Origin of the sequence: Cupriavidus necator, from assembly GCF_013141915.1 — a bacterium.
GTDB lineage: Bacteria > Pseudomonadota > Gammaproteobacteria > Burkholderiales > Burkholderiaceae > Cupriavidus > Cupriavidus necator_B.
On sequence record NZ_SROX01000017.1, the window covers coordinates 1 to 26533 of the forward strand.

The 26533-nt window shown below is 67.4% G+C and carries 24 protein-coding genes and 1 pseudogene; 11 read left to right on the plus strand and 14 right to left on the minus strand.

The genetic code is table 11. From position 1 onward, the window contains the following. The first annotated feature begins 221 nt into the window (after positions 1–221). The 4 genes from acnD (at position 222) to E5S69_RS24740 (ending at position 6916) form a co-directional block, all read left to right on the plus strand. The gene (gene acnD, locus E5S69_RS24725) at positions 222–2834 is read left to right on the plus strand and encodes a Fe/S-dependent 2-methylisocitrate dehydratase AcnD (RefSeq protein WP_171517105.1); all 2613 of its coding nucleotides are present in this window, start codon (positions 222–224) and stop codon (positions 2832–2834) included. Positions 2835–2894: 60 nt separating this feature from the next. Then, positions 2895–4085: a 2-methylaconitate cis-trans isomerase PrpF gene (gene prpF / locus E5S69_RS24730; RefSeq protein WP_171517106.1), complete on the plus strand. Its 1191-nt coding sequence runs from the start codon at positions 2895–2897 to the stop codon at positions 4083–4085. Between the two features lie 26 nt (positions 4086–4111). After that, positions 4112–5566 (plus strand): bifunctional 2-methylcitrate dehydratase/aconitate hydratase, encoded by a 1455-nt coding sequence (locus E5S69_RS24735; protein WP_171517107.1) that lies wholly within the window; start codon positions 4112–4114, stop codon positions 5564–5566. A 228-nt stretch (positions 5567–5794) separates the two neighbouring features. Next, on the plus strand, positions 5795–6916 hold the full coding sequence (locus E5S69_RS24740) for an asparaginase (RefSeq protein WP_171517108.1): 1122 nt from the start codon (positions 5795–5797) through the stop codon (positions 6914–6916). Between the two features lie 39 nt (positions 6917–6955). On the opposite strand, the gene E5S69_RS24745 is transcribed toward E5S69_RS24740, so the two are convergent. Together E5S69_RS24745 and E5S69_RS24750 are read right to left on the minus strand one after the other, a co-directional pair. Further along, positions 6956–7969: a cation diffusion facilitator family transporter gene (locus E5S69_RS24745; protein WP_171517109.1), complete on the minus strand. Its 1014-nt coding sequence runs from the start codon at positions 7967–7969 to the stop codon at positions 6956–6958. Positions 7970–8084: 115 nt separating this feature from the next. Continuing rightward, on the minus strand, positions 8085–8555 hold the full coding sequence (locus E5S69_RS24750) for a PaaI family thioesterase (RefSeq protein WP_171517110.1): 471 nt from the start codon (positions 8553–8555) through the stop codon (positions 8085–8087). A gap of 228 nt (positions 8556–8783) precedes the next feature. Here E5S69_RS24750 and E5S69_RS24755 point away from each other — a divergent pair. The 3 genes and pseudogenes from E5S69_RS24755 to E5S69_RS24765 all read left to right on the plus strand — a co-directional run. Continuing rightward, positions 8784–8933, plus strand: a pseudogene (locus E5S69_RS24755) (type II toxin-antitoxin system HicA family toxin); the annotation flags it as partial. A gap of 38 nt (positions 8934–8971) precedes the next feature. Next, positions 8972–9376: a type II toxin-antitoxin system HicB family antitoxin gene (locus E5S69_RS24760; protein ID WP_171517224.1), complete on the plus strand. Its 405-nt coding sequence runs from the start codon at positions 8972–8974 to the stop codon at positions 9374–9376. A gap of 98 nt (positions 9377–9474) precedes the next feature. Beyond that, positions 9475–9726 (plus strand): DUF1289 domain-containing protein, encoded by a 252-nt coding sequence (locus tag E5S69_RS24765; protein ID WP_171517111.1) that lies wholly within the window; start codon positions 9475–9477, stop codon positions 9724–9726. Between the two features lie 19 nt (positions 9727–9745). On the opposite strand, the gene E5S69_RS24770 is transcribed toward E5S69_RS24765, so the two are convergent. From E5S69_RS24770 to E5S69_RS24785, 4 genes are all read right to left on the minus strand, one after another. Further along, the gene (locus E5S69_RS24770; protein ID WP_171517112.1) at positions 9746–10465 is read right to left on the minus strand and encodes an MOSC domain-containing protein; all 720 of its coding nucleotides are present in this window, start codon (positions 10463–10465) and stop codon (positions 9746–9748) included. Beyond that, the gene (locus tag E5S69_RS24775; RefSeq protein WP_171517113.1) at positions 10462–11169 is read right to left on the minus strand and encodes a glutamine amidotransferase; all 708 of its coding nucleotides are present in this window, start codon (positions 11167–11169) and stop codon (positions 10462–10464) included. The genes E5S69_RS24770 and E5S69_RS24775 overlap by 4 nt, the downstream gene beginning before the upstream one ends. A gap of 126 nt (positions 11170–11295) precedes the next feature. Continuing rightward, the gene (locus tag E5S69_RS24780) at positions 11296–13755 is read right to left on the minus strand and encodes a penicillin acylase family protein (protein ID WP_171517114.1); all 2460 of its coding nucleotides are present in this window, start codon (positions 13753–13755) and stop codon (positions 11296–11298) included. Positions 13756–13872: 117 nt separating this feature from the next. Beyond that, on the minus strand, positions 13873–15306 hold the full coding sequence (locus E5S69_RS24785; RefSeq protein ID WP_171517115.1) for an aldehyde dehydrogenase family protein: 1434 nt from the start codon (positions 15304–15306) through the stop codon (positions 13873–13875). 222 nt (positions 15307–15528) lie between these two features. On the opposite strand from E5S69_RS24785, the gene E5S69_RS24790 reads away from it, so the two are divergent. Then, positions 15529–16131, plus strand: coding sequence for a hypothetical protein (locus tag E5S69_RS24790; protein WP_171517116.1), 603 nt, complete (start codon positions 15529–15531; stop codon positions 16129–16131). A gap of 67 nt (positions 16132–16198) precedes the next feature. Here E5S69_RS24790 and E5S69_RS24795 read toward each other — a convergent pair whose 3' ends face one another. The 6 genes from E5S69_RS24795 to E5S69_RS24820 all read right to left on the minus strand — a co-directional run bounded on the left by E5S69_RS24795 (position 16199) and on the right by E5S69_RS24820 (position 21715). Beyond that, positions 16199–17821 (minus strand): ABC-F family ATPase, encoded by a 1623-nt coding sequence (locus E5S69_RS24795; protein ID WP_171517117.1) that lies wholly within the window; start codon positions 17819–17821, stop codon positions 16199–16201. Positions 17822–18012: 191 nt separating this feature from the next. Next, complete coding sequence (ldcA, locus tag E5S69_RS24800) at positions 18013–18972, minus strand: muramoyltetrapeptide carboxypeptidase (RefSeq protein WP_171517118.1); 960 nt, start codon at positions 18970–18972, stop codon at positions 18013–18015. Beyond that, on the minus strand, positions 18969–19553 hold the full coding sequence (tadA, locus tag E5S69_RS24805; RefSeq protein ID WP_171517119.1) for a tRNA adenosine(34) deaminase TadA: 585 nt from the start codon (positions 19551–19553) through the stop codon (positions 18969–18971). Before tadA ends, ldcA begins: the two co-directional genes overlap by 4 nt. A 10-nt stretch (positions 19554–19563) precedes the next feature. Next, the gene (locus tag E5S69_RS24810; protein WP_039007124.1) at positions 19564–20040 is read right to left on the minus strand and encodes a 6-pyruvoyl trahydropterin synthase family protein; all 477 of its coding nucleotides are present in this window, start codon (positions 20038–20040) and stop codon (positions 19564–19566) included. 144 nt (positions 20041–20184) lie between these two features. Next, entirely contained in the window at positions 20185–20820 is a 636-nt protein-coding gene (queE, locus tag E5S69_RS24815; protein ID WP_171517120.1) for a 7-carboxy-7-deazaguanine synthase, read from the minus strand. 388 nt (positions 20821–21208) lie between these two features. Next, positions 21209–21715: a DUF1993 domain-containing protein gene (locus tag E5S69_RS24820; protein WP_171517121.1), complete on the minus strand. Its 507-nt coding sequence runs from the start codon at positions 21713–21715 to the stop codon at positions 21209–21211. A 189-nt stretch (positions 21716–21904) separates the two neighbouring features. Here E5S69_RS24820 and E5S69_RS24825 point away from each other — a divergent pair, with 189 nt between their 5' ends. After that, positions 21905–22306 carry a hypothetical protein gene (locus E5S69_RS24825; RefSeq protein ID WP_171517122.1) on the plus strand — a complete coding sequence of 134 codons (402 nt, stop codon included), beginning with the start codon at positions 21905–21907 and terminating at the stop codon, positions 22304–22306. A 9-nt stretch (positions 22307–22315) separates the two neighbouring features. Here the strand turns inward: E5S69_RS24825 and E5S69_RS24830 are convergent, their stop codons facing one another. Beyond that, on the minus strand, positions 22316–22936 hold the full coding sequence (locus E5S69_RS24830) for a DUF2239 family protein (RefSeq protein ID WP_171517123.1): 621 nt from the start codon (positions 22934–22936) through the stop codon (positions 22316–22318). A 180-nt stretch (positions 22937–23116) separates the two neighbouring features. Here E5S69_RS24830 and E5S69_RS24835 point away from each other — a divergent pair, with 180 nt between their 5' ends. Further along, a complete protein-coding gene (locus E5S69_RS24835; protein WP_171517124.1) occupies positions 23117–24646 on the plus strand; it encodes an FAD-dependent oxidoreductase in 1530 nt (509 codons plus the stop codon). Positions 24647–24752: 106 nt separating this feature from the next. Then, positions 24753–25193, plus strand: coding sequence for a DUF2231 domain-containing protein (locus tag E5S69_RS24840; protein ID WP_171517125.1), 441 nt, complete (start codon positions 24753–24755; stop codon positions 25191–25193). Positions 25194–25205: 12 nt separating this feature from the next. Here E5S69_RS24840 and E5S69_RS24845 read toward each other — a convergent pair whose 3' ends face one another. Next, positions 25206–26516, minus strand: coding sequence for an NAD(P)/FAD-dependent oxidoreductase (locus E5S69_RS24845; RefSeq protein ID WP_171517225.1), 1311 nt, complete (start codon positions 26514–26516; stop codon positions 25206–25208). Positions 26517–26533: the final 17 nt, after the last annotated feature.

Sequence of the window (26533 nt, forward strand, 5' to 3'; positions counted from 1 at the left end):
CACATCATCGAGCAACGCATCGACAACAAGATCATCCGCCCCAGCGCCAACTACACCGGGCCGGAGAACCTGAAGTTCGTGCCGATCAAGGATCGCAAGTAAGACCGGCTGCTGGTTTGCCCCGGTCGGGATGGAAGATCCGGGCCGGGAGCAAAGGGGTAGCGGGTCGCTGACACGGGGCCGCTACCCCTTTTTCATACCTATATCGATTTCCCTACACCATGAATTCTGCAAACCGCAAACCGCTACCGGGCACCAAGCTGGATTACTTCGACGCGCGCGCCGCGGTTGAGGCGATCCAGCCGGGTGCCTACGACAAGCTGCCGTACACGTCGCGCGTGCTGGCAGAAAACCTGGTGCGCCGCTGCGACCCCGCCACGCTGGCGGCTTCGCTGAAGCAGCTGATCGAGCGCAAGCGCGACCTGGATTTCCCGTGGTTCCCCGCGCGCGTGGTGTGCCACGACATCCTGGGCCAGACCGCGCTGGTGGACCTGGCCGGCCTGCGCGACGCCATTGCCGACCAGGGCGGCGATCCCGCCAAGGTCAACCCGGTGGTGCCGGTACAGCTGATCGTCGACCACTCGCTGGCGGTGGAATGCGGTGGCTTCGACCCGCAGGCGTTCGAGAAGAACCGCGCCATCGAGGACCGCCGCAACGAAGACCGTTTCCATTTCATCGACTGGACCAAGAAGGCGTTCAAGAACGTCGACGTGATCCCGCCGGGCAACGGCATCATGCACCAGATCAACCTGGAGAAGATGTCGCCGGTGATCCACGCTGACCATGGCGTGGCCTACCCCGATACCTGCGTCGGCACCGACAGCCACACCCCGCACGTCGATGCGCTGGGCGTGATCGCCATCGGCGTGGGCGGCCTGGAAGCCGAGAACGTGATGCTGGGACGCGCCTCGTGGATGCGCCTGCCGGATATCGTCGGCGTCGAGCTGACCGGCAAGCGCCAGCCCGGCATCACCGCCACCGATATCGTGCTGGCGCTGACCGAATTCCTGCGCAAGGAAAAGGTGGTGGGCGCCTACCTGGAGTTCCGTGGCGAAGGCGCTGCCAGCCTGACGCTGGGCGACCGCGCCACCATCTCCAACATGGCGCCGGAATACGGCGCCACGGCCGCGATGTTCTTCATCGACGAGCAGACCACCGACTACCTGCGCCTGACCGGGCGCACCGAGGAACAGCTCAAGCTGGTCGAGACCTACGCCAAGACCGCCGGCCTGTGGGCGGATGCGCTGCGCCACGCCGAATACGAGCGCGTGCTGCACTTCGACCTGTCGACCGTGGTGCGCAACATGGCCGGCCCGTCCAATCCGCACAAGCGCCTGCCGACCTCGGCGCTGGCCGAGCGCGGCATCGCCGTGGACCTGGACAAGGCGCGCGCACAGGAAGCCGAAGGCCTGATGCCGGACGGCGCCGTGATCATCGCCGCCATCACCAGCTGCACCAACACCAGCAACCCGCGCAACGTGATTGCCGCCGCGCTGCTGGCGCGCAACGCCAACGCGCGCGGGCTGACGCGCAAGCCGTGGGTCAAGTCGTCGCTGGCGCCTGGCTCCAAGGCGGTCGAGCTGTACCTGGAAGAAGCCAACCTGCTGCCGGACCTGGAAAAGCTCGGCTTCGGCATCGTCGCGTTCGCCTGCACCACCTGCAACGGCATGTCCGGCTCGCTCGACCCGAAGATCCAGCAGGAGATCATCGACCGCGACCTGTACGCCACCGCGGTGCTGTCGGGCAACCGCAACTTCGACGGCCGCATCCACCCGTATGCCAAGCAGGCCTTCCTGGCCTCGCCGCCGCTGGTGGTGGCCTACGCCATTGCCGGCACCATCCGCTTCGATATCGAAAAGGACGTGCTGGGCACCGACCAGGACGGCAAGCCGGTCTACCTGAAGGACATCTGGCCGAGCGACGAAGAGATCGACGCGATCGTGGCGCAGAGCGTCAAGCCCGAGCAGTTCCGCAAGGTCTACGAGCCAATGTTCGCGCTGACCGCGGACACCGGCGAGAGCGCCGCGCCGCTGTACGACTGGCGCCCGCAGAGCACCTATATCCGCCGTCCGCCCTACTGGGAAGGCGCGCTGGCCGGCGAGCGCACGCTCAAGGCACTGCGCCCGCTGGCGGTGCTGGGCGACAACATCACCACCGACCACCTGTCGCCGTCCAACGCCATCATGCTCAACAGCGCCGCCGGGGAATACCTGGCCAGGATGGGCCTGCCGGAAGAGGACTTCAACTCGTACGCGACCCACCGCGGCGACCACTTGACCGCGCAGCGCGCCACCTTCGCCAACCCGACGCTGATCAATGAAATGGCCGTGGTCGACGGCCAGGTCAAGAAGGGATCGCTGGCGCGCATCGAGCCGGAAGGCAAGGTCGTGCGCATGTGGGAAGCGATCGAGACCTATATGGACCGCAAGCAGCCGCTGATCATCATCGCCGGCGCGGACTACGGCCAGGGCTCGTCGCGCGACTGGGCTGCCAAGGGCGTGCGCCTGGCGGGCGTCGAGGTCATCGTCGCCGAGGGCTTCGAGCGCATCCACCGCACCAACCTGATCGGCATGGGTGTGCTGCCGCTGGAGTTCAAGCCGGGCGTGAACCGCCTGACGCTGGGGCTGGATGGCACCGAGACCTATGACGTGATCGGCGAACGCCAGCCGCGCGCGACGCTGACGCTGGTGGTGAACCGCAAGAACGGCGAGCGCGTGGAAGTGCCGGTGACCTGCCGCCTCGACAGCGACGAGGAAGTGTCGATCTACGAAGCCGGCGGGGTGCTGCAGCGCTTTGCGCAGGACTTCCTTGAGTCGACCCGTGCGGCTGCATAAGCTGTGACATGGGCCCGGGCGGCATGCGTGCCACCCGGCCCAACCAGGACAAAGATTTCCATGGCTCACGTACCCCAGTTCAAAATCCCCGCCACCTATATCCGTGGCGGCACCAGCAAGGGCGTGTTTTTCCGCCTGCAGGACTTGCCGGAAACGGCACAAGTGCCCGGCCCGGCCCGCGACGCGCTGCTGATGCGCGTGATCGGCAGTCCCGATCCCTATGGCAAGCAGATCGACGGCATGGGCGCCGCCACCTCCAGCACCAGCAAGACCGTCATCCTGTCCAAAAGCAGCCGGCCCGACCACGATGTCGACTACCTGTTCGGCCAGGTCTCGATCGACCAGCCCTTTGTCGACTGGAGCGGCAACTGCGGCAACCTGTCGGCCGCGGTGGGCCCGTTCGCCATCAGCGCCGGCCTGGTTGACCCGAGCCGCATCCCGCAGAACGGGGTGGCCGTGGTCCGCATCTGGCAAGCCAATATCGGCAAGACCATCATCGGCCATGTGCCCATCACCAACGGCGAAGTGCAGGAAACCGGCGACTTCGAGCTGGACGGCGTGACCTTCCCGGCCGCCGAAGTCCAGCTCGAATTCATGGACCCGGCCGCCGAGGAAGAAGGCGCCGGCGGCGCGATGTTCCCGACCGGCAATGTGGTCGATGACCTGGAGGTGCCGGGCGTCGGCACGCTCAAGGCCACCATGATCAACGCCGGCATCCCGACCATCTTCGTCAACGCCGAGAGCATCGGCTACACCGGCACCGAGCTGCAGGACGCCATCAACAGCGACACCAAGGCGCTGGCGATGTTCGAGACCATCCGCGCCTACGGCGCGCTGCGCATGGGCCTGATCAAGAATGTCGACGAGGCCGCCAAGCGCCAGCACACGCCCAAGGTGGCATTTGTTGCCAAGCCGGTCGACTACGTCGCTTCGAGCGGCAAGAAGGTTTCCGCCGCAGACGTCGACCTGCTGGTGCGCGCATTGTCCATGGGCAAGCTGCACCACGCCATGATGGGCACGGCAGCGGTGGCGATCGGCACCGCCGCGGCCATTCCCGGCACGCTGGTCAACCTGGCCGCCGGCGGCGGCGCGCGCAACGCGGTGCGTTTCGGGCATCCGTCCGGCACGCTGCGCGTCGGCGCGGAGGCACAGCAGGTGAACGGCGAATGGATGGTCAAGAAGGCCATCATGAGCCGCAGCGCGCGCGTGCTGATGGAAGGCTGGGTGCGCGTGCCCGGCGACGCGTTCTGACCTGAGCCGCACCCGCGAGGCCGTTCATGTCCACCGGCGCGCCGTCCGCGCAACGTCCCGATCCGGACCAGGTGCTGGTCGACATCGTCGACTATGTCACCGGCTACGAGATCAAGAGCGGCCTTGCCTACGATACCGCGCGTAACTGCCTGATCGACACGCTCGGTTGCGGGCTGGAAGCCCTGTCCTACCCGGCCTGCACCAAGCTGCTGGGGCCAATCGTGCCCGGCACGGTCGTGCCCAACGGCGCGCGCGTGCCGGGCACCCAGTTCCAGCTCGATCCGGTCCAGGCAGCGTTCAATATCGGCGCGATGATCCGCTGGCTGGATTTCAACGACACCTGGCTCGCGGCCGAATGGGGCCATCCATCGGACAATCTGGGCGGAATCCTGGCCACCGCTGACTGGATTTCGCGCAACAACGTCGCCGCCGGGCGCAAGCCGCTGACGATGAAGACGGTGCTGGCGGCCATGATCAAGGCGCACGAGATCCAGGGTTGCATCGCGCTGGAGAACTCGTTCAACCAGGTCGGCCTGGACCATGTGGTGCTGGTCAAGGTGGCCTCGACTGCCGTGGTCGCGCAGATGCTGGGCCTGACGCGCGACGAGATCCTCAATGCCGTGTCGCTGGCCTGGGTGGATGGCCAGAGCCTGCGCACCTACCGCCACGCGCCCAACACCGGCAGCCGCAAGAGCTGGGCCGCCGGCGACGCCACCAGCCGTGCGGTGCGGCTGGCGCTGATCGCGCGCACCGGCGAGATGGGCTATCCGTCGGTGCTGACGGCAAGGGCCTGGGGCTTCTACGACGTGCTGTTCAAGGGCCAGCCCTTCCGCTTCCAGCGGCCGTACGGGTCGTACGTGATGGAGAACATCCTGTTCAAGATCTCGTACCCCGCTGAATTCCACGCACAGACCGCGGTGGAAGCCGCCATGCAGCTGCACGGCGCGCTGGCGCTCGCAGGACGCAGCGCCGCGGATATCGCCGCCATCACCATCCGTACGCACGCAGCATGCCTGCACATCATCGACAAGCAGGGACCGCTGAACAACCCCGCGGACCGCGACCACTGCATCCAGTACATGGTGGCCGTGCCGCTGCTGTTTGGCCGGCTGACCGCCGCCGATTACGAGGATCGTGTCGCGGCAGACCCGCGCATCGACGCGCTGCGCAGCAAGATCACCTGCGTCGAAGACCCCGCGCTGACGCGCGACTACCATGACCCCCGCAAGCGCTCGATCGCCAATGCACTGACCGTGACGCTGGCCGACGGCACCGTGCTGGACGAGGTGCTGGTCGAATACCCGCTCGGCCACCTGCGCCGCCGCGCCGAGGGCATTCCGCTGCTGGTGGAGAAGTTTCGCACCAACCTCGCGCGCCGCTTCCCGCCGAAGCAGCAGCAGGCCATTCTTGCCGTGTCGCTGGACCAGGCCCGGCTCGAGGCAATGCCGGTCAACGAATACCTGGATATGTATGCGATTTGAGTTATCGATTCGGCATATTTATGCCGAATCGGCATAACCCTTGCGCCGCACTTCCAACGCCAATTTCTCCTCACGTATAGTCACTGCCGCTGTCTGAACCGGACCCTGCACCCCAGGCACGGTCACAGGCAGCCACCGACTGAACACGGACGGCACCATTCCACCCATAAGGTATGTCGTGCCGATTCCAGTACGGGCCACACGTTCGTATAGATACCGAGGAGAACCATGAAACATTTCGCCCGCGTCACCACGCTGGCCGCTGCCCTGCTGTCGGCGAGCCTGATCACCGGCACCGCGCACGCGCAGCTCGCGCCCGCGGCCCAGCCTGCGGCCGCTGCCACGGCCCCGGCCGAAGCCCGCAAGGCCAACATCGTCATCATCGGCACCGGCGGCACCATTGCCGGCGCCGGCGCTTCGGCGACCAACACCGCGGCCTACCAGTCCGCCGTGGTGCCGGTCGACAAGATCATTGCCTCGGTGCCCGAGATCTCCAAGGTAGCCAACGTCAAGGGCGAGCAGATCTTCCAGATCGGCTCGGAGAGCTTCAACAACGAACGCCTGCTCAAGCTGGCCAAGCGCGTCTCGGAACTGCTCAAGCAGCCTGACGTCGACGGCATCGTGATCACCCACGGCACCGACACCATCGAGGAAACCGCTTACTTCCTCAACCTGACGCTGAAGAGCGACAAGCCGGTGGTGGTGGTCGGCTCGATGCGCCCGGGCACCGCGCTGGGTGCCGACGGCGCGCTGAACCTCTACGATGCCGTGCTGGTTGCCTCCAACCCGGCCTCGAAGGGCAAGGGCACGCTGGCCGTGCTGAACGACGAGATCCACACCGGCCGCGACGTCACCAAGAGCAACACCTTCAAGACCGAGACCTTCCGCTCGCCGTTCGGCCCGCTGGGCTACGTGGTCGAAGGCCGCACGCTGTTCTACCGCCTGCCGGCGCGTCCGCACACGCTGCAGACGCAGTGGGACATCGACAAGATCGACAAGCTGCCTGAAGTGGCCGTGGTCTATGCCTACGGCAACGCCAACCCGGCTGCGGTCGAGGCGGCGGTGAAGAGCGGCGCCAAAGCCATCATCTACGCCGCTACCGGCAACGGCAGCGTCGGCGACTACATGGTCGAGCCGCTCAAGGCCGCGCGCGCCAAGGGCGTGCACATCGTGCGCGCGTCGCGCACCGGCAGCGGCGTGGTGGTCCGCAACGCCGAGCAGCCCGACGACAAGTACGACTGGATCGTCACCGACGACCAGCTGCCGCAGAAGGCTCGCATCCTGATGGCCCTGGCGCTGACCCAGACCAACGACACCAAGGCGCTGCAGCAGGTCTTCTGGAAGTACTGATCCCGGCTGCGCCCTGCCTGGCGGGGCGCGGCGCAGCGATCAACCCGGGGCGCGCACGCCCGCGGTCATCAGGCGGGCCTCGATGAAGATCCGGCTGACTTGCGGAAACTGCGCGCGGATGTGCCGCTCGATCCGGTCGATGGCACCCGCGGCGCCATTGGCTACCGTTTCCGGATGGAATTGCACGTCGAGCGTCACCAGCACCTCGGCGGGTCCGAGGTGCATGGTCAGCGGCATGCCCGCCGACAGCACCGCGGGGTCGTCCAGCACGATCCGGCGCATCGCCAGCGCCATGGCCTTGTCGATCCCCTCGCCCACCAGCAGGCTGCGGCTTTGCACGATCAGCAGCGTGGCCACGCCGGCCAGCAGCAGCCCTATCAGCAGCGACGCGGCGCCATCGAGCACCGGCATGTCGAGCCGGTGGCTGGCATAGACGCCAAGCGCGGCGATCACCAGGCCGGCGAGCGCGGTGGCGTCTTCAGCCAGCACCGTCACGGTAGTCGGATCCTTGCTGTTTCGCAGCGCCTGCCAGAATGACTGCGTCCCCTTCTCACGCGCGAACGCCCGCAGCGCAATGCCCAAGCTGATGCTCTCGAACACCATCGCGAAGCCCAGCACGATGTAGTTCCAGTGCGGATCGGTCAGCGGCGCCGGCTCCAGCATATGCAGCACACCCTCGTAGGCCGAGATGCCGCCGCCGACGCTGAACAGCAGCACCGCCACCATCAGGCTCCAGAAGTACAGTTCCTTGCCGTATCCGAACGGATGCATGGCGTCGGCCGGCCGGCGGCTGCGCGCCATGCCGACCAGCAGCAGCAGCTCGTTGCCGGTGTCCACCGTCGAATGGATCGCCTCGGACAGCATCGCCGAGCTGCCGGTCACGCCGGCGACCACGAACTTGGTGATGGCGATCGCCACGTTGGCGGCAATCGCACCGTAGACGGCGATGCGCGATCCGGACGGCGCCGGGCTTGCCGGTAGCGCCTGGGACGGAGGTGGCGCCGCCGGCGTTGCCGCGTCGCCCCGCTGCGCCGTTTCAGGCCGGTGCTCCATCGCTTTCCTCCCCGCTCATGCCCCGCTTGGTGGCGGCACATCGCGCCAGTGTACTGGCGCGCAGGCGGTGGGGCGATTTGGACGGCGGTTAATTGCTTAATTATGCTGCACGCCCTCAGAACATGGCGCTGCTCATCAAGGCCTTGGCGACCAGCACGCCTTCATCGGGCGCTTCGGCGTACACCGAGACATCCATGACCACCTGCTTGCGGCCACGCCGGACCACCACCGCCACCGCCCTGAGCGCGGCGCCGCGTGCCGGTGCCAGGTACTGGATCGACAGGGAGCTGGTCGCCCCGCCCTTCACCTCATCGGCGCTGGCGCCCGACGCCGCCGCGGCCGCGCCGGCGATATCGATCAGGGTGGCAATCACGCCGCCATGCACGATGCTGCCGTGGGTCACGTTGGTCGGCAGGAATGGCATTTCCAGTTCGACATGATCGGGAGCCAGGCTCGCCACGCGTACGCCGAGCGCGCGCGCCACCGGGGAGCCGATCAGGACGTTGTCAACCATGGCGCGCATGCGAGGGTCGACGCTGGCGTGGCGCTCGTGGTGCAGAGGTACGGTGGATAGGGGCTGGGACATTTTCACCTCGGCTCGGCAGGGTTTGGAGTCAAGCGTATTGGGGTGCCGCGGCATGTTCAATTACCCCTCGCATAGTTGCGAAGGCCCCATTAAGAGAACTGCTATTCACATGGAAGGGGGAACTGCCGCACCTTAACGCAGCCCCACACCGGCCGCGGTTGACTGAACACCTATCTAATGTGTATAAATACACACGCCACCCCATGCGATCTTCGAAGTTGATTCAGCGAGCAAGATGGCTGGACGCTCGCCCGTATTACCGGTAGTCACCACTTCAAACACCCGTGGAAGCCCGGATTGGTAACGGTCCCGCATCCTAAGCAAGACCTTCCCACCGGAACGCTCCACAGCATCCTCAAGGCCGCCGGCTTGCGATAGGCCACCACCCGCGACAATTTGCCATGCAGAAAAACTCTCTGGAATTTCCGATCGCCATCCACAAGGAAGCAGGAACCGTTTACGGCGTTACGGTGCCCGACGTCCCGGGCTGCCATTCCTGGGGAGATACGATCGACGACGCGATCCGCAATGCAAGGGAGGCCATCAAGGGCCATGTTGCAACGCTGGTGGAACTCGGCCAGCCGGTCAATATCCGGTGCTCGACCATCGAAGCACTCATGGCAAAGCAAGAGTACGCCGGCGCAATCTGGGCCCTGGCAGATGTGGATGTGAGCAAGCTCGACGCGCGTCCGGAGCGCATCAATGTCAGCCTGCCGCGCTTTGTGCTGCAGCAGATCGATGTCTACGTCGAACGGCGCCATGAGACGCGGAGCGGCTTCCTGGCGCGCGCGGCACTGGCAGCGCTGGCCCAGGAACATTAGGCACGCGGGCGGACATGTCGGCGGCAGGGCCGGGACCGGGGACCCCTCGCCGCCACCCGTATAATGTCCCCCCGTTTCACGCTCGCCTTCCCGCCACCATGCCGTCACCCTCAGAATCCGCCCCGCTGCGCCCCGAACCGGACCACGGCGCCACGGATTCCACGCTGTCCGAGCGCCCCGACAGCCCCTGCATCGGCATCTGCTCGACCTTGTTCGACGAGGTATGCCAGGGCTGCGGCCGCACCGCGGCGGAGGTCAGCAACTGGGTGTTCTTCAGCGACGAGGAAAAGCAGCGGATCTGGGAGCGCATCACTCGCGAGGGCACCGGCAAGCGTTTCCGTCAGGGCTAAAACACCCGTCCTCCTGCCTTTACTCGCCCGACAGGCGCCGCTCCATCGCTTCGACTTCGCGCCGCTCCAGGCGCTGCCGTGCCAGCTTGCGCCAGCTCTCGGCCAGCGGTGCCAGCGCGGCCATTTGCTCCAGCGCGGCATAGTCCAGCCGGTTGACATACAGCACCTGGAGCAGTCGGTGCAGCGGCCATCCGGGACAGGGCCGCGCCACCAGTTCCAGCACATCGCCCGCCGCCACCTCGCCGGTTTCAAGCACGCGGTAATACCAGCCCGTGCGCAGGCTCTGCTGCACGGCGCGCGACATGCCCGCATAGCCAAAGCGGTGATTGAGCTTCCAGCATGGCTGGCGCGCCTGCGACACCTCTACCAGCGCCGTGCCCAGCCGGAAGCGATCGCCGATGCAGACATCGGCTTCGGTCAGGCCCGTGGTGCTCAGGTTCTCGCCGAAGGCACCGGGCGTGTCGAGCACGCCGTCACCGGCCGCACCCTGCTCTGCCAGCGCCAGGCGCCACGCCGGGTAATGATCGAACGCATAGTGGTGCAGCGCCTTTTCCGGACCGCCATGATGCCGCGGGTCGCCCTGCCCGTCGCCCTCTAGCCCGGTCGCGCTGACGCGGATCCGCGCACGCGTTGCGGTCTTGGCAATGCCGCTCGGTACGCCCTTGGGTCCGAACGGACGCACCACACCGGTCAGGACCGCGTCGATCGACACGCGCATGGCGGATGCGGGCTCGCTCATAGCCCGGCTTGCTCCAGCCAGCGGGCGAACATGCGTTCCCCCGCCGCCGCCACGCTGGCGCCGACTTGCGCGGTCCGCGCACGGATGGTGCGCGGATCGATACCGGCCTTGCCCAGTTCGACGGTATGGCCGATCAGCCAGGCCTCGATGTCGCGCGGCATGACTTCGGGGTGGAACTGCAGCGCCAGCACCTGGTTGCCGATGGCATAGGCCTGGTTCTGAACCGCCGCGGTCGAGCCCAGTAATTGCGCGCCGGCGGGCAGGTCGAAGGTGTCGCCGTGCCAGTGCAGCACTTCCCAGCCGGCCGCTGCCAGTTCGGCGAGCGCTGAATCCTGCCCGGCCGGCGTCGGCGTGACCGGCGCCCAGCCGATCTCGCGCGTGCCGGGGTAGACCCTGGCGCCGGCGGCGCGCGCAATCAGCTGCGCGCCCAGGCATACACCGATGATCTTGCCCCCGGCCGCCAGGCGCTGGCGGATCAGCGCGATTTCAGCTTCGAGCCATGGATAGGCCTCGGTTTCGTAGACCCCGATGGGACCGCCGAGCACCAGCAGCAGGTCAGCCGGCTCGCTGGCAATCGGCGCGAGGTCGTCGACGCCGGCCTGGAACACCCGCAGCGTGTGCCCGCGCGCGCGCAAGGCGTTGCCGATCACGCCCGCATGCTCGAAGGCGACGTGCTGGATCACATGGGTGGTACGCGTTGTCATCAATGGCTCCTGCCGGCAAAAGGGAGAAAACCTTCATGTTAGCGTCTATGGCCACCTCCCCGCGCAGACCCCGGCACGACATTCCCAATTTGCGAGCCTTCTCAGCCAGGCAGGCCGCGCGCCGCGTTATTTTGCCGCAGGCGCCAGCACCAGGGTGTCCGCCGTGCCATGCAAACCCGAGGCCGCGGCCGGCGGCATGGTGATGTATTCCACCGCGGCCCATTTGCCGGTCCAGTCGCGGTAGCGCGGCAGCAGCGCATTGCCGGACTGCCCGGTGGAGTCCATGAAGCGCGATGCCGCCAGGTCGGACAGGTCATAGAGCGCGCGCACGCTGGCGGCATGGGTGTTTTCGAAGGGTGCCTTGTGGTCGCGCAGGTTATGCCGGCCGACGTTGACCGTGTAAGTGTCGCCGCCCGTCGGCACGCGCAGGTTGAACAGCGGCGCCAGGTACGCGACCTTGCCGAACGGCTTGTGCTCGGAACGCGCCGCGTGCGCCTCGCCCCAGCGCCAGCGCGCGGGATCGTCGCCATAGCGGCGCGACAGGTCGGCCATGGCCTGCGTCCAGGCGTCGGCAATGGCGTCGTCGCAGGTCTCGGCCGGGCCCGTATGGGGACGGTCGCACCAGAACGCACCCAGCTGGCGCGGATCGCGCAGGATGTTGAGCATGGGCTGCTGCACGTTGCGCTGCTCCCACATGCGGGCAAAGATCGCCTCGCCGGTTTTCTCCTCGAACAGCCGGCGCGACAGCTCGCGCAGCCACGCGGTGACCACCAGCGGCTCGGCACGGCCGGCGTCCATGGTGCCGTCCCACTGGCGCAACGCATCCAGCAATGCGCGTTCGCGCGCGGGGCGCGCTGCGTCGCGGCTGATAGGCGCGGCCAGCAGCAGCGGCAAGGCATCGCGCACCGCCAGCGAGACCACGTCCTTCTGGATCGCGGCGAAGGTGTCGAAGGAATGCTTCGGCGTGGCCGCCAGCAGCGCGCGGATGCGGTCGTAGCGATAGGGCACGGTCCACTCGCTGGTGATGAAGTACGGATAGTCCGGCGCGACGATGCGCTGGTTGGCCGTGACGATCACCCCCCCGGCGGGGTTGTACTGGTGCGGCAGCGCCTCGAACGGGATAAAGCCGGTCCAGTCATAGCGCGCGTCCCAGCCGGGCGCCGGCGCCAGCCCCTTGAGGTCGTTGTCGGCGCGGCGCAGCGGCACGCGGCCCGGCGCGTAGAAGCCAATATTGCCGTCGACGTCGGCATAGACGATGTTCTGCTGCGGCGCATGGAAGTCGCGCAGTGCGGCGGTGAAGCCGGCCCAGTCGCGCGCCTGGTTCATGCTCAGCCCGGCCTGGAAGGTGCGGTCGTCCGCGCGCAGCGCGGTCCACTGGAACGCCACCACGTATTGCGCGCCCAGCGGCGCCGCGGCGGTGGCGAGCGGCTCGGCGACATCGGAAATCACCGGCCCGTGGCGGGTCGTGCGGACCTTCAGCGTCACGTCGGCGGCGCCTTTGACGCGGATGGTCTCGGTGCGGGTCTCGAACGCGGCCCACCCCTGCGGCGTCTGGTATTGGGTGTCGTTGCCCGGGCGCACCCGCTCCAGGTACAGGTCTTGCACATCCGGCGCGGTATTGGTCAGTCCCCACGCGATCCGGTCGTTGTGACCCAGCACCACCAGCGGCATGCCGGGCAGCGTCGCGCCGGCCACCTCGAGCCCCGGCGCGCTCAGGCGCGCAAAGTACCACAGCGCCGGCGCCTGCAGGCCCAGGTGCGGATCGTTGGCCAGCATGGGCTTGCCCGATTGCGTGTGGGCCCCGGACACCACCCAGTTGTTCGAGCCCATGCCCTCGACATAGCCCGGCGGCGCCTTGTCGCCGACGCGGGCCATCGCGCTCGCCAGCGGCGCCAGTTGCCGGTACAGATGGCCGTAATCCATGGTGCGTACCGGCTGCTCGCCCGGATACGGCGCCAGCAGTTGGCTGATGCGGGCCACCGGCAGCACCTGCGCCAGCCGCATGCGCAGCGTCTCCTGGGTCCAGTTGCCGCCAAGATCCCAGGCCATCATGGTCTGCCAGCCCAGCGTGTCGGCCGGTTCCCAGCGCTCGGGCTGCGTGCGCAGCAGCAGGAACTCCGGCGGCAGCGGGCCCTTGCGCTGGTCAATCCATGCATTGACGCCGTCGGCATAGGCCTGCAGGGCCGCGCGCGCTTCGGGCGAGGCCTGCGCGAGGATGGCCTCGGCGTTGCGCCGCACGCCCAGCGTACGCAGGAACTTGTCGTTATCGACGGCTGACGGCCCCAGGATCTCCGCGAGCCGCCCTGCAACGATGCGCTTGTTCATCTGCATCTGCCACAGCCGGTCCTGGGCGTGGACGTAGCCCAGCGCAAACCAGGCATCGGCCTTGCTGGCGGCGCGGATCTGCGGCACACCGTTGCCATCGCGCACGATCGTGACCTGGTTGCGCAAGCCCGCCAGCACCGCCTTGCCGGAGGCCGGCGGTTGTGCCGCATGCCGATACCAGACCAACCCGCCCGCGGCGCCGGCCACCGCCAGCCCCAGCAGCACTGCCAGCCACCTGGTCAGCCGCCCTAACCCGCGCATCGTTGCTCCCCCTCTGTCCTTGTCATGTTGTATGTGTTTCCCGCGCATTATCCCCGCATTGTCCGCACGAAAAAATGCCCGGACCAGCCGGGCATTTCCGCGTTGCGTGCCAGCGCGTCAGGCAGCCGGCTTCTTCAGCTGCAGCGACTTGTACTCCAGGAACTCCTCCAGGCCGTACTTGCCGGCTTCGCGCCCGTTGCCAGACTGCTTGTAGCCGCCGAACGGCGCCTGCATGTTGAACGGTCCGCCGTTGATATCGACCTGGCCGGTGCGGATGCGGCGCGCCACGCGAATCGCGCGCGCCTCGTCGCCTGACCACACGCCGCCGCCCAGGCCGTAGATGCTGTCGTTGGCAATGCGCACCGCGTCTTCCTCGGTGTCATAGCAGATGATCGACAGCACCGGGCCGAAGATCTCTTCCTGCGCCACGGTCGCGCGCGGCTCGACGTTGCCCAGCACGGTCGGCTTGACGAAGAAGCCCCGGTCCAGCCCCTCCGGCGCCTCGGGGCCGCCGGCCACCAGTTCGGCGCCCTCTTCCAAGCCGCGGCGGATATAGCCGGTCACGCGGTCCTTCTGCACGGCGGAGATCAGCGGACCCAGCTTGCTGGTTTCCTGCAGCGGATCGCCCACGGTAAAGCCGGCCACCACCTTCTGCGCGATCGCCTTGACTTCGTCATAGCGGGTGCGCGGCACCAGCATGCGGGTGTGCGCCGAGCAGGTCTGGCCGGAGTTCAGGAAACAGGCATTGATGGTGCCCTTCACGGCCGCCGGCAGGTCGGCATCGTCCAGGATCACCGAGGCCGACTTGCCGCCCAGTTCCAGCGCCACCCGCTTGACGGTCTGCGCGGCCAGCTCGGACACGCGCTTGCCGGCGCGGGTCGAGCCGGTGAACGACACCATGTCGACTTCCGGATGGCTGGCCAGCACCTCGCCCACCACTGGGCCATAGCCGGTCACCAGGTTGAACACGCCCGGCGGCAGCCCCGCGGCCTCGATCACCTCGGCCAGCACGAAGGCGTTGAGCGGCGCCACCTCGGACGGCTTGAGCACCACCGTGCAGCCCGCCGCCAGTGCCGGCGCCACCTTCAGCGTGATCTGGTTGAGCGGGTAGTTCCACGGCGTGATGGCGCCGACCACGCCCACCGGCTCGCGCACTACCAGCGAATTGCCCACTTCTTCCTCGAAGCTGAACCCTTCCACCAGCCTGGCGGCCTGGCCCCAGTTGTAGACCGGGCCGCCCACCTGGATCGCGCGCGCCAGCTTGATCGGCATGCCGACTTCACCGGCGATCAGCTGCGCCAATTCTTCGCTGCGCGCCTTCAGCCCTTCGGCGATCTTCGCTATATAGCCGGCGCGCACGGCCGGCGGCGTTGCCGACCAGCCATCGAAGGCCGCGCGCGCCGCCTGGATGGCGTCTTCCGCGTCGCGGGCCGAGCCTTCCGGGATCGTCCCCATCACCGCTTCGGTGGCGGAATGGATGACATCGATCTTGCCGTTACCGTGGGGTGCGACCCACTTGCCGTTGATGAAGAGTTTGTCTCGTTGTTGCATGGCCACAGTTCTCGGTTTGGTAAATTGGCGATTGCAATTTTTTGTTACTTTTATGGTGCAGGCACATTGTAGAGCGGAATCGGGCCCATGTTTTTGGCGCCGGGGGATATGCCGCCGGCTGCGCCTGCGGCTCGGCACAACAATATGGCGATAATCGGCCGCGGCTCGCGGACGGGCTGCACGCCCCCGCGGCCGTCCATAACAAGACTAAGGGAGCGAGGCATGGTCGATCCGATCTACCGCAAGACGGAGGCGGGGCAGGACGAAATCCGCAGTCGCGCGCGCAAACTGGACCACAAGCTGCGCGCGCTGCTGCTGATGGTCAATGGCGAGCGCCGCGAGCAGGCTTTGCTGGCACAGGTGGCGGGCATGGGGATCGGCGCGGAGGCCATGGCAACGCTGCTGCGGCTGGGGCTGGTCGAAGCCGTCGCAGAGCCGGCCCAGCCCTCCGCCGCCGCGCCGCATGAACCGGCGCGAGCCGCCCCGCCGGCACCGGATACCAATTTGTTCTCGGTGTATGCGATGCGCCATGCGCCGGTTCCCGAGGTAGCGGCGGCGCCCCCCCCCAGTGCGGCCGAAGTCCACTCGCCCGCCGAGATCCAGGCCTACCAGCGCCTCTACCACTTCTATACCGACGTGATCGGGCAGCATCTCGGGCTGCGCGGCTACATGCTGCAGGTCAAGGTGGAGAAGGCTTCGGACCTGCCCGCGCTGATGGCGCTGCGCGAACCGCTGCATGCGGCCCTGCTCAAGGCCCGCGGCGACATCACCGCCCGTGCCATCATCGCGCAGCTGGACCAGGTCCGCGACGGCAGCGCCATCTGATACACAGGCCGCCCGACAGCAAAAAGGCCGCCCGGAGGCGGCCTTCAGCATGCGGAGGGCGCGGCGATCAGCCGTCGATCCCCTGCGACTGCAGGTACTCGTCATAGGTACCGAGGTAATCGGTCAGCGTACCGTCGGTGCGGATTTCGATCACGCGCGTAGCCAGGCCACTGACGAACTCGCGGTCGTGCGAGACGAAGATCAGCGTGCCCTGGAACTTGTCCAGCGCGATCTGCATCGACTCGATCGATTCCATGTCCATGTGGTTGGTCGGCTCGTCCAGCGCCAGCACGTTGTGGCGGCCCAGCATCAGCTTGCCCCAGATCATGCGGCCCTTCTCGCCGCCGGACAGGACCTTGACGTTCTTCCTGATGTCGTCGGCCGAGAACAGCAGGCGCCCCAGCGTGCCGCGCAGCGAGGTTTCGTCGTCGCCGGCCTGCGTCCACTGGCTCATCCAGTCCATCACGTCGCGGTCCGTGGGGAATTCCTCGTAGGTGTCCTGCGGCATATAGCCGACGTTGGCATTCTCGGCCCACTTGACCGTGCCGCGGTCCACCTCGACGCCGCGCTGCACGCCGGTCTGCACCGCGCCGTTGAGCAGGCTGCGCAGCAGCGTGGTCTTGCCCGCGCCGTTCTCGCCGATGATCGCCACGCGCTCGCCGGCCTGGATCGCCAGGGAGAGATTGTCGATGATCTTGCGGTCGTAGGTCTTGGTGATGCCTTCCACCTCGACCGCGAGGTTGTGCAGCTTCTTCTCGAACTCGAAGCGGATAAACGGGTTCTGGCGCGACGACGGCTTGATGTCCTCGACCTTGATCTTCTCGATCTGCTTGGCGCGCGAGGTCGCCTGGCGGGCCTTGGACTTGTTGGCCGAGAAGCGGCGCACGAAGTCCTGCAGTTCGCTGATGCGCTCCTTGGCGCGCGCGTTGGCGGCCATCTGGCGTTCACGGGCCTGCATCGACGCTTCCATGTAGTCGTCGTAGTTGCCCGGGTAGACCTTGAGCGTGCCGTAGTCCATGTCGGCCATGTGGGTGCAGACCGAGTTCAGGAAGTGGCGATCGTGGGAAATGATGATCATGGTGGAGTTGCGCTCGTTGAGCACGGTCTCCAGCCAGCGGATCGTGTTGATGTCCAGGTTGTTGGTCGGCTCGTCCAGCAGCAGCACGTCCGGATTCGAGAACAGTGCCTGCGCCAGCAGCACGCGCAGCTTCCAGCCCGGCGCCACGTCGCTCATCGGTCCCTGGTGCTGCGCGGTGGGAATGCCCACGCCCAGCAGCAGTTCGCCGGCGCGCGCCTCGGCGGTGTAGCCGTCGTATTCGGCGTACTTGGCCTCGAGCTCGGCGGCCTTCATGTAGTCTTCGTCGCTCGCTTCCGGGTTGGCGTAGATGGCGTCGCGCTCCTGCGCTGCGCCCCACATCTCGGTGTGGCCCATCATCACCACGTCGAGCACGCGCATGTCTTCATACGCGAACTGGTCCTGGCGCAGCTTGCCCAGGCGAATGCCAGGCTCCAGCATGACGTTGCCCGACGACGGCTCGAGGTCGCCGCCCAGGATCTTCATGAAGGTGGACTTGCCGCAGCCGTTCGCGCCGATCAGGCCGTAGCGGTTGCCCTCGCCGAACTTGACCGAGATATTCTCGAACAACGGCTTGGGGCCGAACTGCATGGTGATGTTTGCGGTAGAAAGCACGTCTGGAACCTTGTCTGGAGAGTGTGGCGCCGCGGCGCGGGCCGGAAGGATTCCGGCGGCCATGGCTGGCGCTGCGGCACGGGCCACGCCCGGTTCATGCGAGAACCCGGCAGGAAATCAGGAAATAACCGCGTATTCTATCATCCGGACGCATTCCTTGCGACCGGCGCGCGCGCCGCAGGACGCGCGGCTCAGGCCCGCGGCGGCAGCGCGGGGTAGCCCGAGAACGCCATGCTGAAGCCGTCGGCGCGTGCCGACAGCCGCACGTGCGCACCGACCGGCAGCGTCAGCTTGGGGGCGCAATGCCCGAACGGCAATCCGGTCAGCACCGGCACCGTCAACTGCTCGCGCAGGTAGGCCACCACGGCGTCCATGTCGTAGCCGTTGTCGTAGTCGGTGACGCGGTAATTGGAGAAATCGCCCAGCACGATGGCGCGCTGCGCGCCCAGCACGCCGGCCTGCTGCAGCTGGATCAGCATGCGCTCGACGCGGTACGGCGGCTCGTTGATATCTTCCAGGAACAGCACCCCGCCCTGCACCCGCGGCATGAACGGCGTGCCCAGCAGGCTGCACAGCATCGCCAGATTGCCGCCCCACAGCGTGCCTTCGACGCTGCCGGAGAACGGCTGGCCGCCGGACTGCGGCGCGGCGATGTCGACGCGGTAGGCAGGGTTACGCAGGATGCCTTCGAAGTGCTCCCACATGTACGTATCGACGCCTTCCGCACCAAAGTCGGCCAGCAGCATCGGCCCGGCAAAGGTGATGCCACCGGTGGCCGCCAGGTACGCCAGCTGGAAGGCGGTGAAGTCGCTGTGCCCGACGATGGGCGTGCCGCTGGCGCGCGCCTGTTCGGCGATGCGGGCAAAGTCGACCTGCCCCAGCAGCCGCGCGATGCCATAGCCGCCGCGCACCGCCAGCGTCAGTTCATGCGCAACCCCGGTGCCGATTGCGTGCAGGTCGGCCAGCCGCTCCGCGTCGGTGCCGCCAAAGCGCAGGTAGCGCCGTGCCAGCACGTCCGGGTTGGTCATGTGGTAGCCATGCTGCTTGAGCCAGGCACAGCCGCGCGCGGCGACGGCGACATCGTGCGGATACCCGGACGAGGCGATCAGTCGGACTTCAGTATGCGGCGGCATGCAGGTCGGCGTGCTCATGCTTCAGTGTCGTGGTTCTGGTCGGGATTGGCGGCCGGCTGGCGTGCCGCCTTCTGCGCCCGGCGCCGGGCGCCGAAGAAATCCTTCAGCAGCTGGCTGCAGGGATCGGCCAGCACGCCACCGGTGATGGTGGTCTGGTGGTTAAGCTGCGCCTGTTCGAACAGGTTGACCACGCTGCCGGCCGCGCCGGTCTTGGGATCGCTCGCGCCGAACACCACGTGGCGCAGCCGTGCGTGCAGGATCGCGCCGCTGCACATGGCGCACGGCTCCAGCGTCACGTACAGCTCGCACTCAGGCATGCGGTAATTGCCGATGACTTGGGCGGCGGCGCGCAGGGCCTGCATTTCGGCGTGCGCGGACGGATCGACCGAGCGGATCGGCAGGTTGTGGCCGCGGGCGATGATGGTGTCGTTCCAGACCACCACGGCGCCCACCGGCACCTCACCCGCGGCTTCGGCCAGGCGGGCTTCCTCGAGCGCGGCGCGCATGTAGCGCGCGTCGCGCTCGGCGGCTTGCGCCGGATCGTCCGGCAACGCGCGCGGCGCGCGCAACGGTAGTGGCGGCAGCGGCGGCTGGGTCATCGCTGCCCGCTCAGTCCTGCGCGGGCAGCACCGCCGGTGCGCTGACCTCGGCCCAGCAGTTGGGCGTTTCGAACAGCACCAGCCGCGTCAGTTGCAGGTGGTGGCCGAAGCAGTCCTTGAACACCGGCGCCAGGATGTCGAAGGCCACCTGGGCCAGGTTTTCCACGGTCGGAATCGCGTCCAGCACCACGGTCTTGTGCCCTTCCATCGATTGCAGGAAGTTCAGCAGCGCGGTGTCGCCGCGGTAGATCAGGAAGGCGTGGTCCCACTTGCTGACCAGGTGCTCGTTGGCCAGCGTCTTGATGTCGCCGAAATCCAGGATCATGCCGTCATCGGAGGCGCCCTCGCGGTGCAGCACCTCGCCCGACAGCGTCAGGTCCAGCCGGTAGCGATGGCCGTGGATATTGCGGCACTGCCCGCAATGGTTGGGGATGCGGTGGCCGGAGTCGAACTCCAGCCGGCGGGTAATGGAAACTTGTTTGCTCATGTGGTCCGGCGCCGGTGCCGGCCGCCTGCGTTGAAGCGGACGCCGCGCGTGCGTCCGAAGCCTGTATTGTGGACTGAATTCCGTACCTTATGCGACCTTGCGCCAACACTGTGCCGCCGTCGGGCCAGCCACCGTCACTGCCATTCAGCGGATGCCCAGCAGCTTGTGGGTCTGCAGCGACAGCCGCCAGCGCGGGTGGCGCTGGCAGAAGGCCACCGCCGCGGCGGTATTTTCCCTTGCCAGCGGACCATCCATGGCCTGCACCAGGAAATGGCGGAAATCAAGCTTCTCGTATGCGGCAAAGTCCTGCCCGTCTTGCGGAATCACCACCTTCAGCTCGTCGCCGCGCGTGACCACCAACTCCGAGCCCATCTTGGGGCTGACGCAGATCCAGTCGATGCCAGGCGGCACGGCGATGGTGCCGTTGGTCTCGATCGCGATCTCGAAGCCCTGGGCATGCAGCGCGTCGATCAGCGGCGCGTCGAGCTGCAGGAGCGGCTCGCCCCCGGTGCAGACCACCAGTGGCTTGCCGCCGGCGCCTTGCGGCCACTCCGACGCGACCACCGCGGCCAGTTCCTCGGCGGTGCGGTACTTGCCGCCGCGCGTGCCATCGGTGCCGACGAAATCCGTATCGCAGAACTGGCACACCGCGCTGGCGCGGTCTTCCTCGCGGCCGCTCCACAGGTTGCAGCCGGCAAAGCGGCAGAACACCGCGGCGCGGCCGGCGTTGGCGCCTTCGCCCTGCAGCGTATAGAAGATTTCCTTGACGGCGTAAGTCATGCGTGAGGTCTCTCTCGGACCGCAAATAGCGTATGGCAGCGCTGGGCTGGCCGGGGTTCAGAAAAGGATGGGCAGGGCCGGTGCCGGACCTCGCGCGTTGCCGCGTGGTCGCGCCCTCGATGGGGACCGGAACGTATCGATCGGGGCGGCTGTGCTGGCAGCGTGGGGGCTGCCGGGAGGGGCTGTCCTGGCCTGTCGCAGGCTGCGTCCGGCACAGGCCGGACGTGCCGCAAGTATACCAGAGGGCTCAGGGTTTTCGCTTAGCCGGCCCTGGTGGCGCTGCCACGGTTCGGCGGCCGGCAAGCCGGCACCGGACCGCCATCGCGCTCCGTAGCCGTGCGCGCAGGAAGTGCGGTGCCGTGCCCGCCCCTTCCCCGGCCCGCACCGGCTATTTCAGCCCAAGATAGTCGCGCTTGCCGATTTGCACCCCCTTGTGGCGCAGGATGTCGTAGGCGGTGGTCACATGGAAATAGAAATTGGGCAAGGCAAAGCCGAGCAGATACGACTTGCCGTCGAAGCGCAGGGGGCCCTGGGGCAGCTTCAGTTCGATCGCGCGCTGTGCGCTGCCTTCCAGCTGCGCCGGCGTGATCTGCTCCAGGAACGCGATGGTGCGGCCGATCCGGTCCTGCAGCTCCGCGAAGGTCGCTTCGGTGTCGGCAAAGGACGGCACCTCGATCCCGGCCAGCCGCGCGGCGCAGCCCTTGGCGGCATCGCTGGCGCGCTGCACCTGCGCCGGCAGCGGATCCATATCGGCAATCAGGCGGGTCTGGATCAGGTCGGCCGGGTCCATCCCCTGCGCCTGAGCGTGCGCCGCGCCCTTGGCGAGGATCGCGTCGAGGTTGCCCAGCGCGCGGATAAAGGGAGGGATCGAAACGTCGTACATCGAGAGGGCCATGGGGGCGTCTCCTGTGCAGGGGTTGGTGTTCTCGTCGTGGCGGCCGCGCCATGAGGCGCCGGCCGCAGCCGCGAGCATAGACCGGATTGGCCTTCGCTGCTGCCCGGCGATGCCCAGGCTGGCTGCAACCTGATTTACCATATCCGGCCATCGTCCCCGCAATCCGGCGGCCCAGCGGCCGCGCCCTACATGAATGCGCCGTTCCCCCTTCGCACGGAATGTCCGCCCGGCACCTGCATCTGCGGTCGCGAAGCGCTGCTGAGCGACCCGGATGCCGACCTGCGGGTGCTGCGCCTGACGCGCGCCGAGGAAAAACGGCTGGTGGAACGCCTCGAAAGCCTGACCAGCCTGCCAGAGCTGCAACGGATGGAGGCCCTGATGCAGGCCCAGCTCGGCATCGTGCTGAGCATCACGCCCAGCGCGCGCGGCGTGCGCACCGTGCGCGGCATCAGCATCCAGGTGCTGGAGCAGCCCGGCCTGTGCCGCAAGATCCGCCAGTCGATCCCGGCCGCGATCCGGCGCAGCATGGAGGCGCATCCCGAGATCGCCTACGCGATCGTCGATGCGCACGACCTGCTCGGCGGGACCTGACGGCGCCGCTCAGGCGTCGCTCTGGGCCAGCCGCAGCGCGTGTTCGCGCACATCCGCCGGCCATGCCGCGATCTGCCTTGCAAAGCCTTCCAGATCGTTGGCGAACAGGGCCCGGCTGGCTTCCTCGAAGCCGGCAAGATCACCGGCAATGGCCACCATGAAGTGATAGGCGCGCTCGCTCGCCGCACGGCTGCGGTCCTTGCCGGCGTGATCGCGGCGCGCCTGCTCGACCAGCTTGCGCAGCGCCACCGACGCGCCGCCCGGCTGCGCAGCCAGCCATTCCCAGTGGCGCGGCAGCAGCGTGACCTCGCGCGACACCACACCCAGCCTGGGCCGACCGCGGCCACGCGGTTCCGCAGCGTCGGGAGCGGCATCGCCCTCGCCAGCCGCCGGCTGCGGCGAGGTCAGCTGCGCCGCGCGCCGTGCCGACCGTGTGCGGACCTCGGCTTCGGTGCCACTGGTATCGAGGTCGATCGAGCGGCCGGTGCTGTCGTCGAACACCAGTACCGGCCCCGCCGCGCCCGCCTCCAGTGCCCGCCTGAGCGCAAGTGCATTGTCCGGCAGCGGGCCGCTGGCAATGCGGCGGTGGCCGTCGAAAGTGGTGAAGTGGTGAGGCGTTGGCGGGATCATGGCGAATCGGCGAAAGATAAAGAGGAACATCGCCAAATATTACCCGGATAAAATAAGAAGTCAATATTACCCCGGCAAATATGGGGGAGCAGCCGGCCTACTGTAGGACCGCGCCGGATACCTGCGCCGGCACCACTGACCTATCACTAAGATAGGCAGCACAAACGGAGGTCGGGCGGCATGACGATTTCATACTGGGCAACCGGGACCACACTGACCAGCCCGCCCCTGGACGGCGACGCGGTGTGCGACGCTTGCGTGATCGGCGCGGGTATCGCCGGCCTGTCGGTCGCCTATGAACTGGCCGCGGCCGGCCTGGCCGTGATCGTGATCGATGCGGACGGCCCTGGCGCCGGCGAGACCGGCAGGACCACCGCGCACCTGATGACGGCTTTCGACGATTATTTTTTCTACATCGAGCGCCACCTGGGGCCTCAGGCTGCGCGCCAGGTAGCCCGCAGCCACGCGGCGGCGGTGTCGAGGATAGAGTCGATCTGCGCCGCAGAGTCTATCGATTGCGACTTCCGGCGTGTGGACGGCTACCTCTTCGCCGAATCATCCGAGGGGGACGAACTCCTCTCTAGGGAACTCGACGCCGCGCACCGCGCCGGCCTCGAGGAGGTCGAGCGGGTCAGCGACGTGCCGACCGGCAAGGTGGCGCTGCGCTCGGCATTGCGATTTCCCCGGCAAGGCCAGCTCCATCCGCTGAAGTACCTTGGCGGCCTGGTCGACGCCATCCAGCGCCGGGGCGGCAGGGTGTACGGCAAGACCCGTGCAATCGAAGTCAGCGACGGCCACCCGGCTACGGTGCGCACGGCCAGCGGCGCGCGCATCGAGGCCGGCCATGTCATCGTCGCCACCAATACCCCGTTTATCGACCGCTTTGCCATTCATACCAAGCAGGCCGGGTACCGGACCTTTGTGGTGGGCCTGAAAGTGCCGCGCGGCAGCATGCCGATGTGCCAGTTCTGGGACACGCTCGATCCCTACCACTACGTGCGCATTGCCGGCGATCTCGATGCCGGATACCAGTTGCTGATCAGCGGCGGCGAAGACCACAAGGTGGGCCAGGCGGACGATGGGCAACAGCGCTTCGCCAGGCTGGTCGACTGGACCCGCCAGCGCTTCCCGGTGGTCGACGAACCCGTGTTCGCATGGTCGGGCCAGGTGATGGAGCCGGTCGACGGCGTCGCCTTTATCGGCCGCAACCCGGGCGACACCTATGTCTATGTGGTGACCGGCGATTCCGGCAATGGCATGACCCACGGCGCGATCGCCGGCATGCTGATCCGCGACCAGATCACGGACCGCACCAATGACTGGGCCGAGCTCTACGATCCGTCGCGCAAGTCGGTAACAGCCGTGGTCGAGTACGCGCGCGAGAACGCCAATGTGGTGGCCCAGTATGCCGACTGGCTCGGCAAGGACGACGGCATGGCGCTCGACGCCATCCCCGCCGGTGGGGGGCATGTGGTCAAGGCCGGCGGCCGGCACGTGGCCGCGTTCCGCGATGTCGATGGGGTCCTGCACACCTTCGACGCCACCTGCCCGCACCTGAAGTGCCTGGTGCAGTGGAACAGCCTGGAGCAATCCTTTGATTGCCCATGCCATGGCTCGCGCTTCGGCGTCGACGGCTCGGTGCTGCATGGTCCGGCGAAAAGTGGACTGGAACCGGTCGACCTGACACGGGACGAACAGCACCGTCATTGAACCGGGGAAGCACGCCGCGCCGATCTTGCGGTGGCATTGCCATGGCATCGCAATAGAACGGCGCACGCAAGCGCCCTTGTGCGCCCGGAACGTAAAGGAGTCCGCCATGCTCACCCCCGCCAGCATTGCCAAGCATCCCATCCACCCGATGCTGATCACCATCCCCATCGGCTTGTGGATCTTTTCCTTCGCCTGCGACCTGATCCGCTATTTCGGCGGCACCAGTCCCAACTGGCCCGTAGTGGCCCTGTATGCCATGGTCGGCGGCATCATTGGAGCATTGGTCGCGGCCCTGCCCGGGTTGATCGACCTGCTCTCGCTGCCCAGCGGCATCCGCCGCATTGCGCTGCTGCACATGGCCATCAACCTGACGGTGGTCGCGCTCTATGTCGTCAATGCCTGGTGGCGCATGCGCGGGGCCGGTGCCGGTGCCATCGTGCTGTCGGCGATCGCCATCGGCCTGCTGGTGGTGTCCGGTTGGCTGGGCGGGAAGATGGTGCACGTCCATGGCGTGGGCGTGCAGACGCCGCCCGCCCCTTCGCGGTAACCAGCCCGGCGCTTACAGCAGGTCGCGCAGCTTGTAGTACCACATCCCGAGCACCAGCGCCGGGGTCCGGAACAGCGCGCCGCCCGGAAAGCGGTGATGCCGGATGCGTGTAAAGACGTCGAATCTCGAGGCGTCGCCGCTCATCGCCTCGGCAATCAGTTTGCCGGCCATGCCGGCAAACGACAGGCCGTGACCGGAGAACCCCTGCGCATAGTAGAGGTTGGTGCCAATGCGGCCCAGGTCGGGCGCGCGGTTCATGGTGATATCGACGAAGCCGCCCCAGGAATAATCGATATTCAGGTCCGCCGTCTGCGGAAAGACCTGTAGCATGCGCGCGCGGATCCGCTGCACCAGATTCCCGGGCGGGCGCGCGCTGAAGGTCTCCCCGGCCCCGAACAGCAAGCGGTTGTCGGCACTGAGGCGGAAATAGTCGACGATCAGGTTGTTGTCGGAGACCGCGACCCGGCTTGGCATCAGCGCGCGGGCCCGCTGCGCGTCCATCGGCTCGGTGGCGATCATGTACGTCCCCACCGGCATGATCCGCGCCGCGATCTCCGGCGCGAGATGGTCGCCGAACTCGCCCAGGTAGACGTTGCCCGCCAGCACGACCTGCCGGCACCGCACTTCGCCCTCGGCCGTCCTCACCACCGGCGCCCGGTCGCGCTCGACCCGATAGGCGGCCGAATTCTCGAAGACCTCGACACCCTGCCGGCGCGCCGCAGCGCCCAGCCCCAGGCAGTACTTCAGCGGATGCAGGTGGCCCGAGTGCGGGTCATACGCCCCGGCGACAAAGCGGTCGCTGGCGACATGGCGGCCAAGCTGCGAGCGCTCGACCCATTCGAGCGGATAGTCATAGCGCTGGTGCATATGGTCCACCCATCGGCGCAAACCCTCCACCTTGTGCGGCTTTGGCGCCAGCGTCATGTAGCCGCGCACGTGGTCGCAGGCGATGCCGTAGGTGGCGATGCGGTGCTCCAGCAGCCGCATGCCCTCGACCGATGCCTTCCAGGCCGCGTGTGCCACCGCGGCCGGGCACTGGCGCTCGATCGCGCCCTCCCCCTCCGCGCCGAAGCCGACGATGGCCTGGCCGCCATTGCGCCCGGAAGCGCCCCAGCCGATCCGCTGCGCCTCGAGCAGCGTGACGTGAAAACCGCGCGCGGCCAGTTCCAGCGCGCACGACAGTCCGGCATAGCCGCCGCCCACCACGCACACTTCCGCATCCGTGCGCCCCAGCAGCGGCTGGCTCGGCGCTGGCCGGTCGACGCTCGCCTCGTAATACGAGTTCTCGATGACGCCCAGTTCCTTTTGCAGCAGCCCCGACATCGTCTTCGGCTCCGATT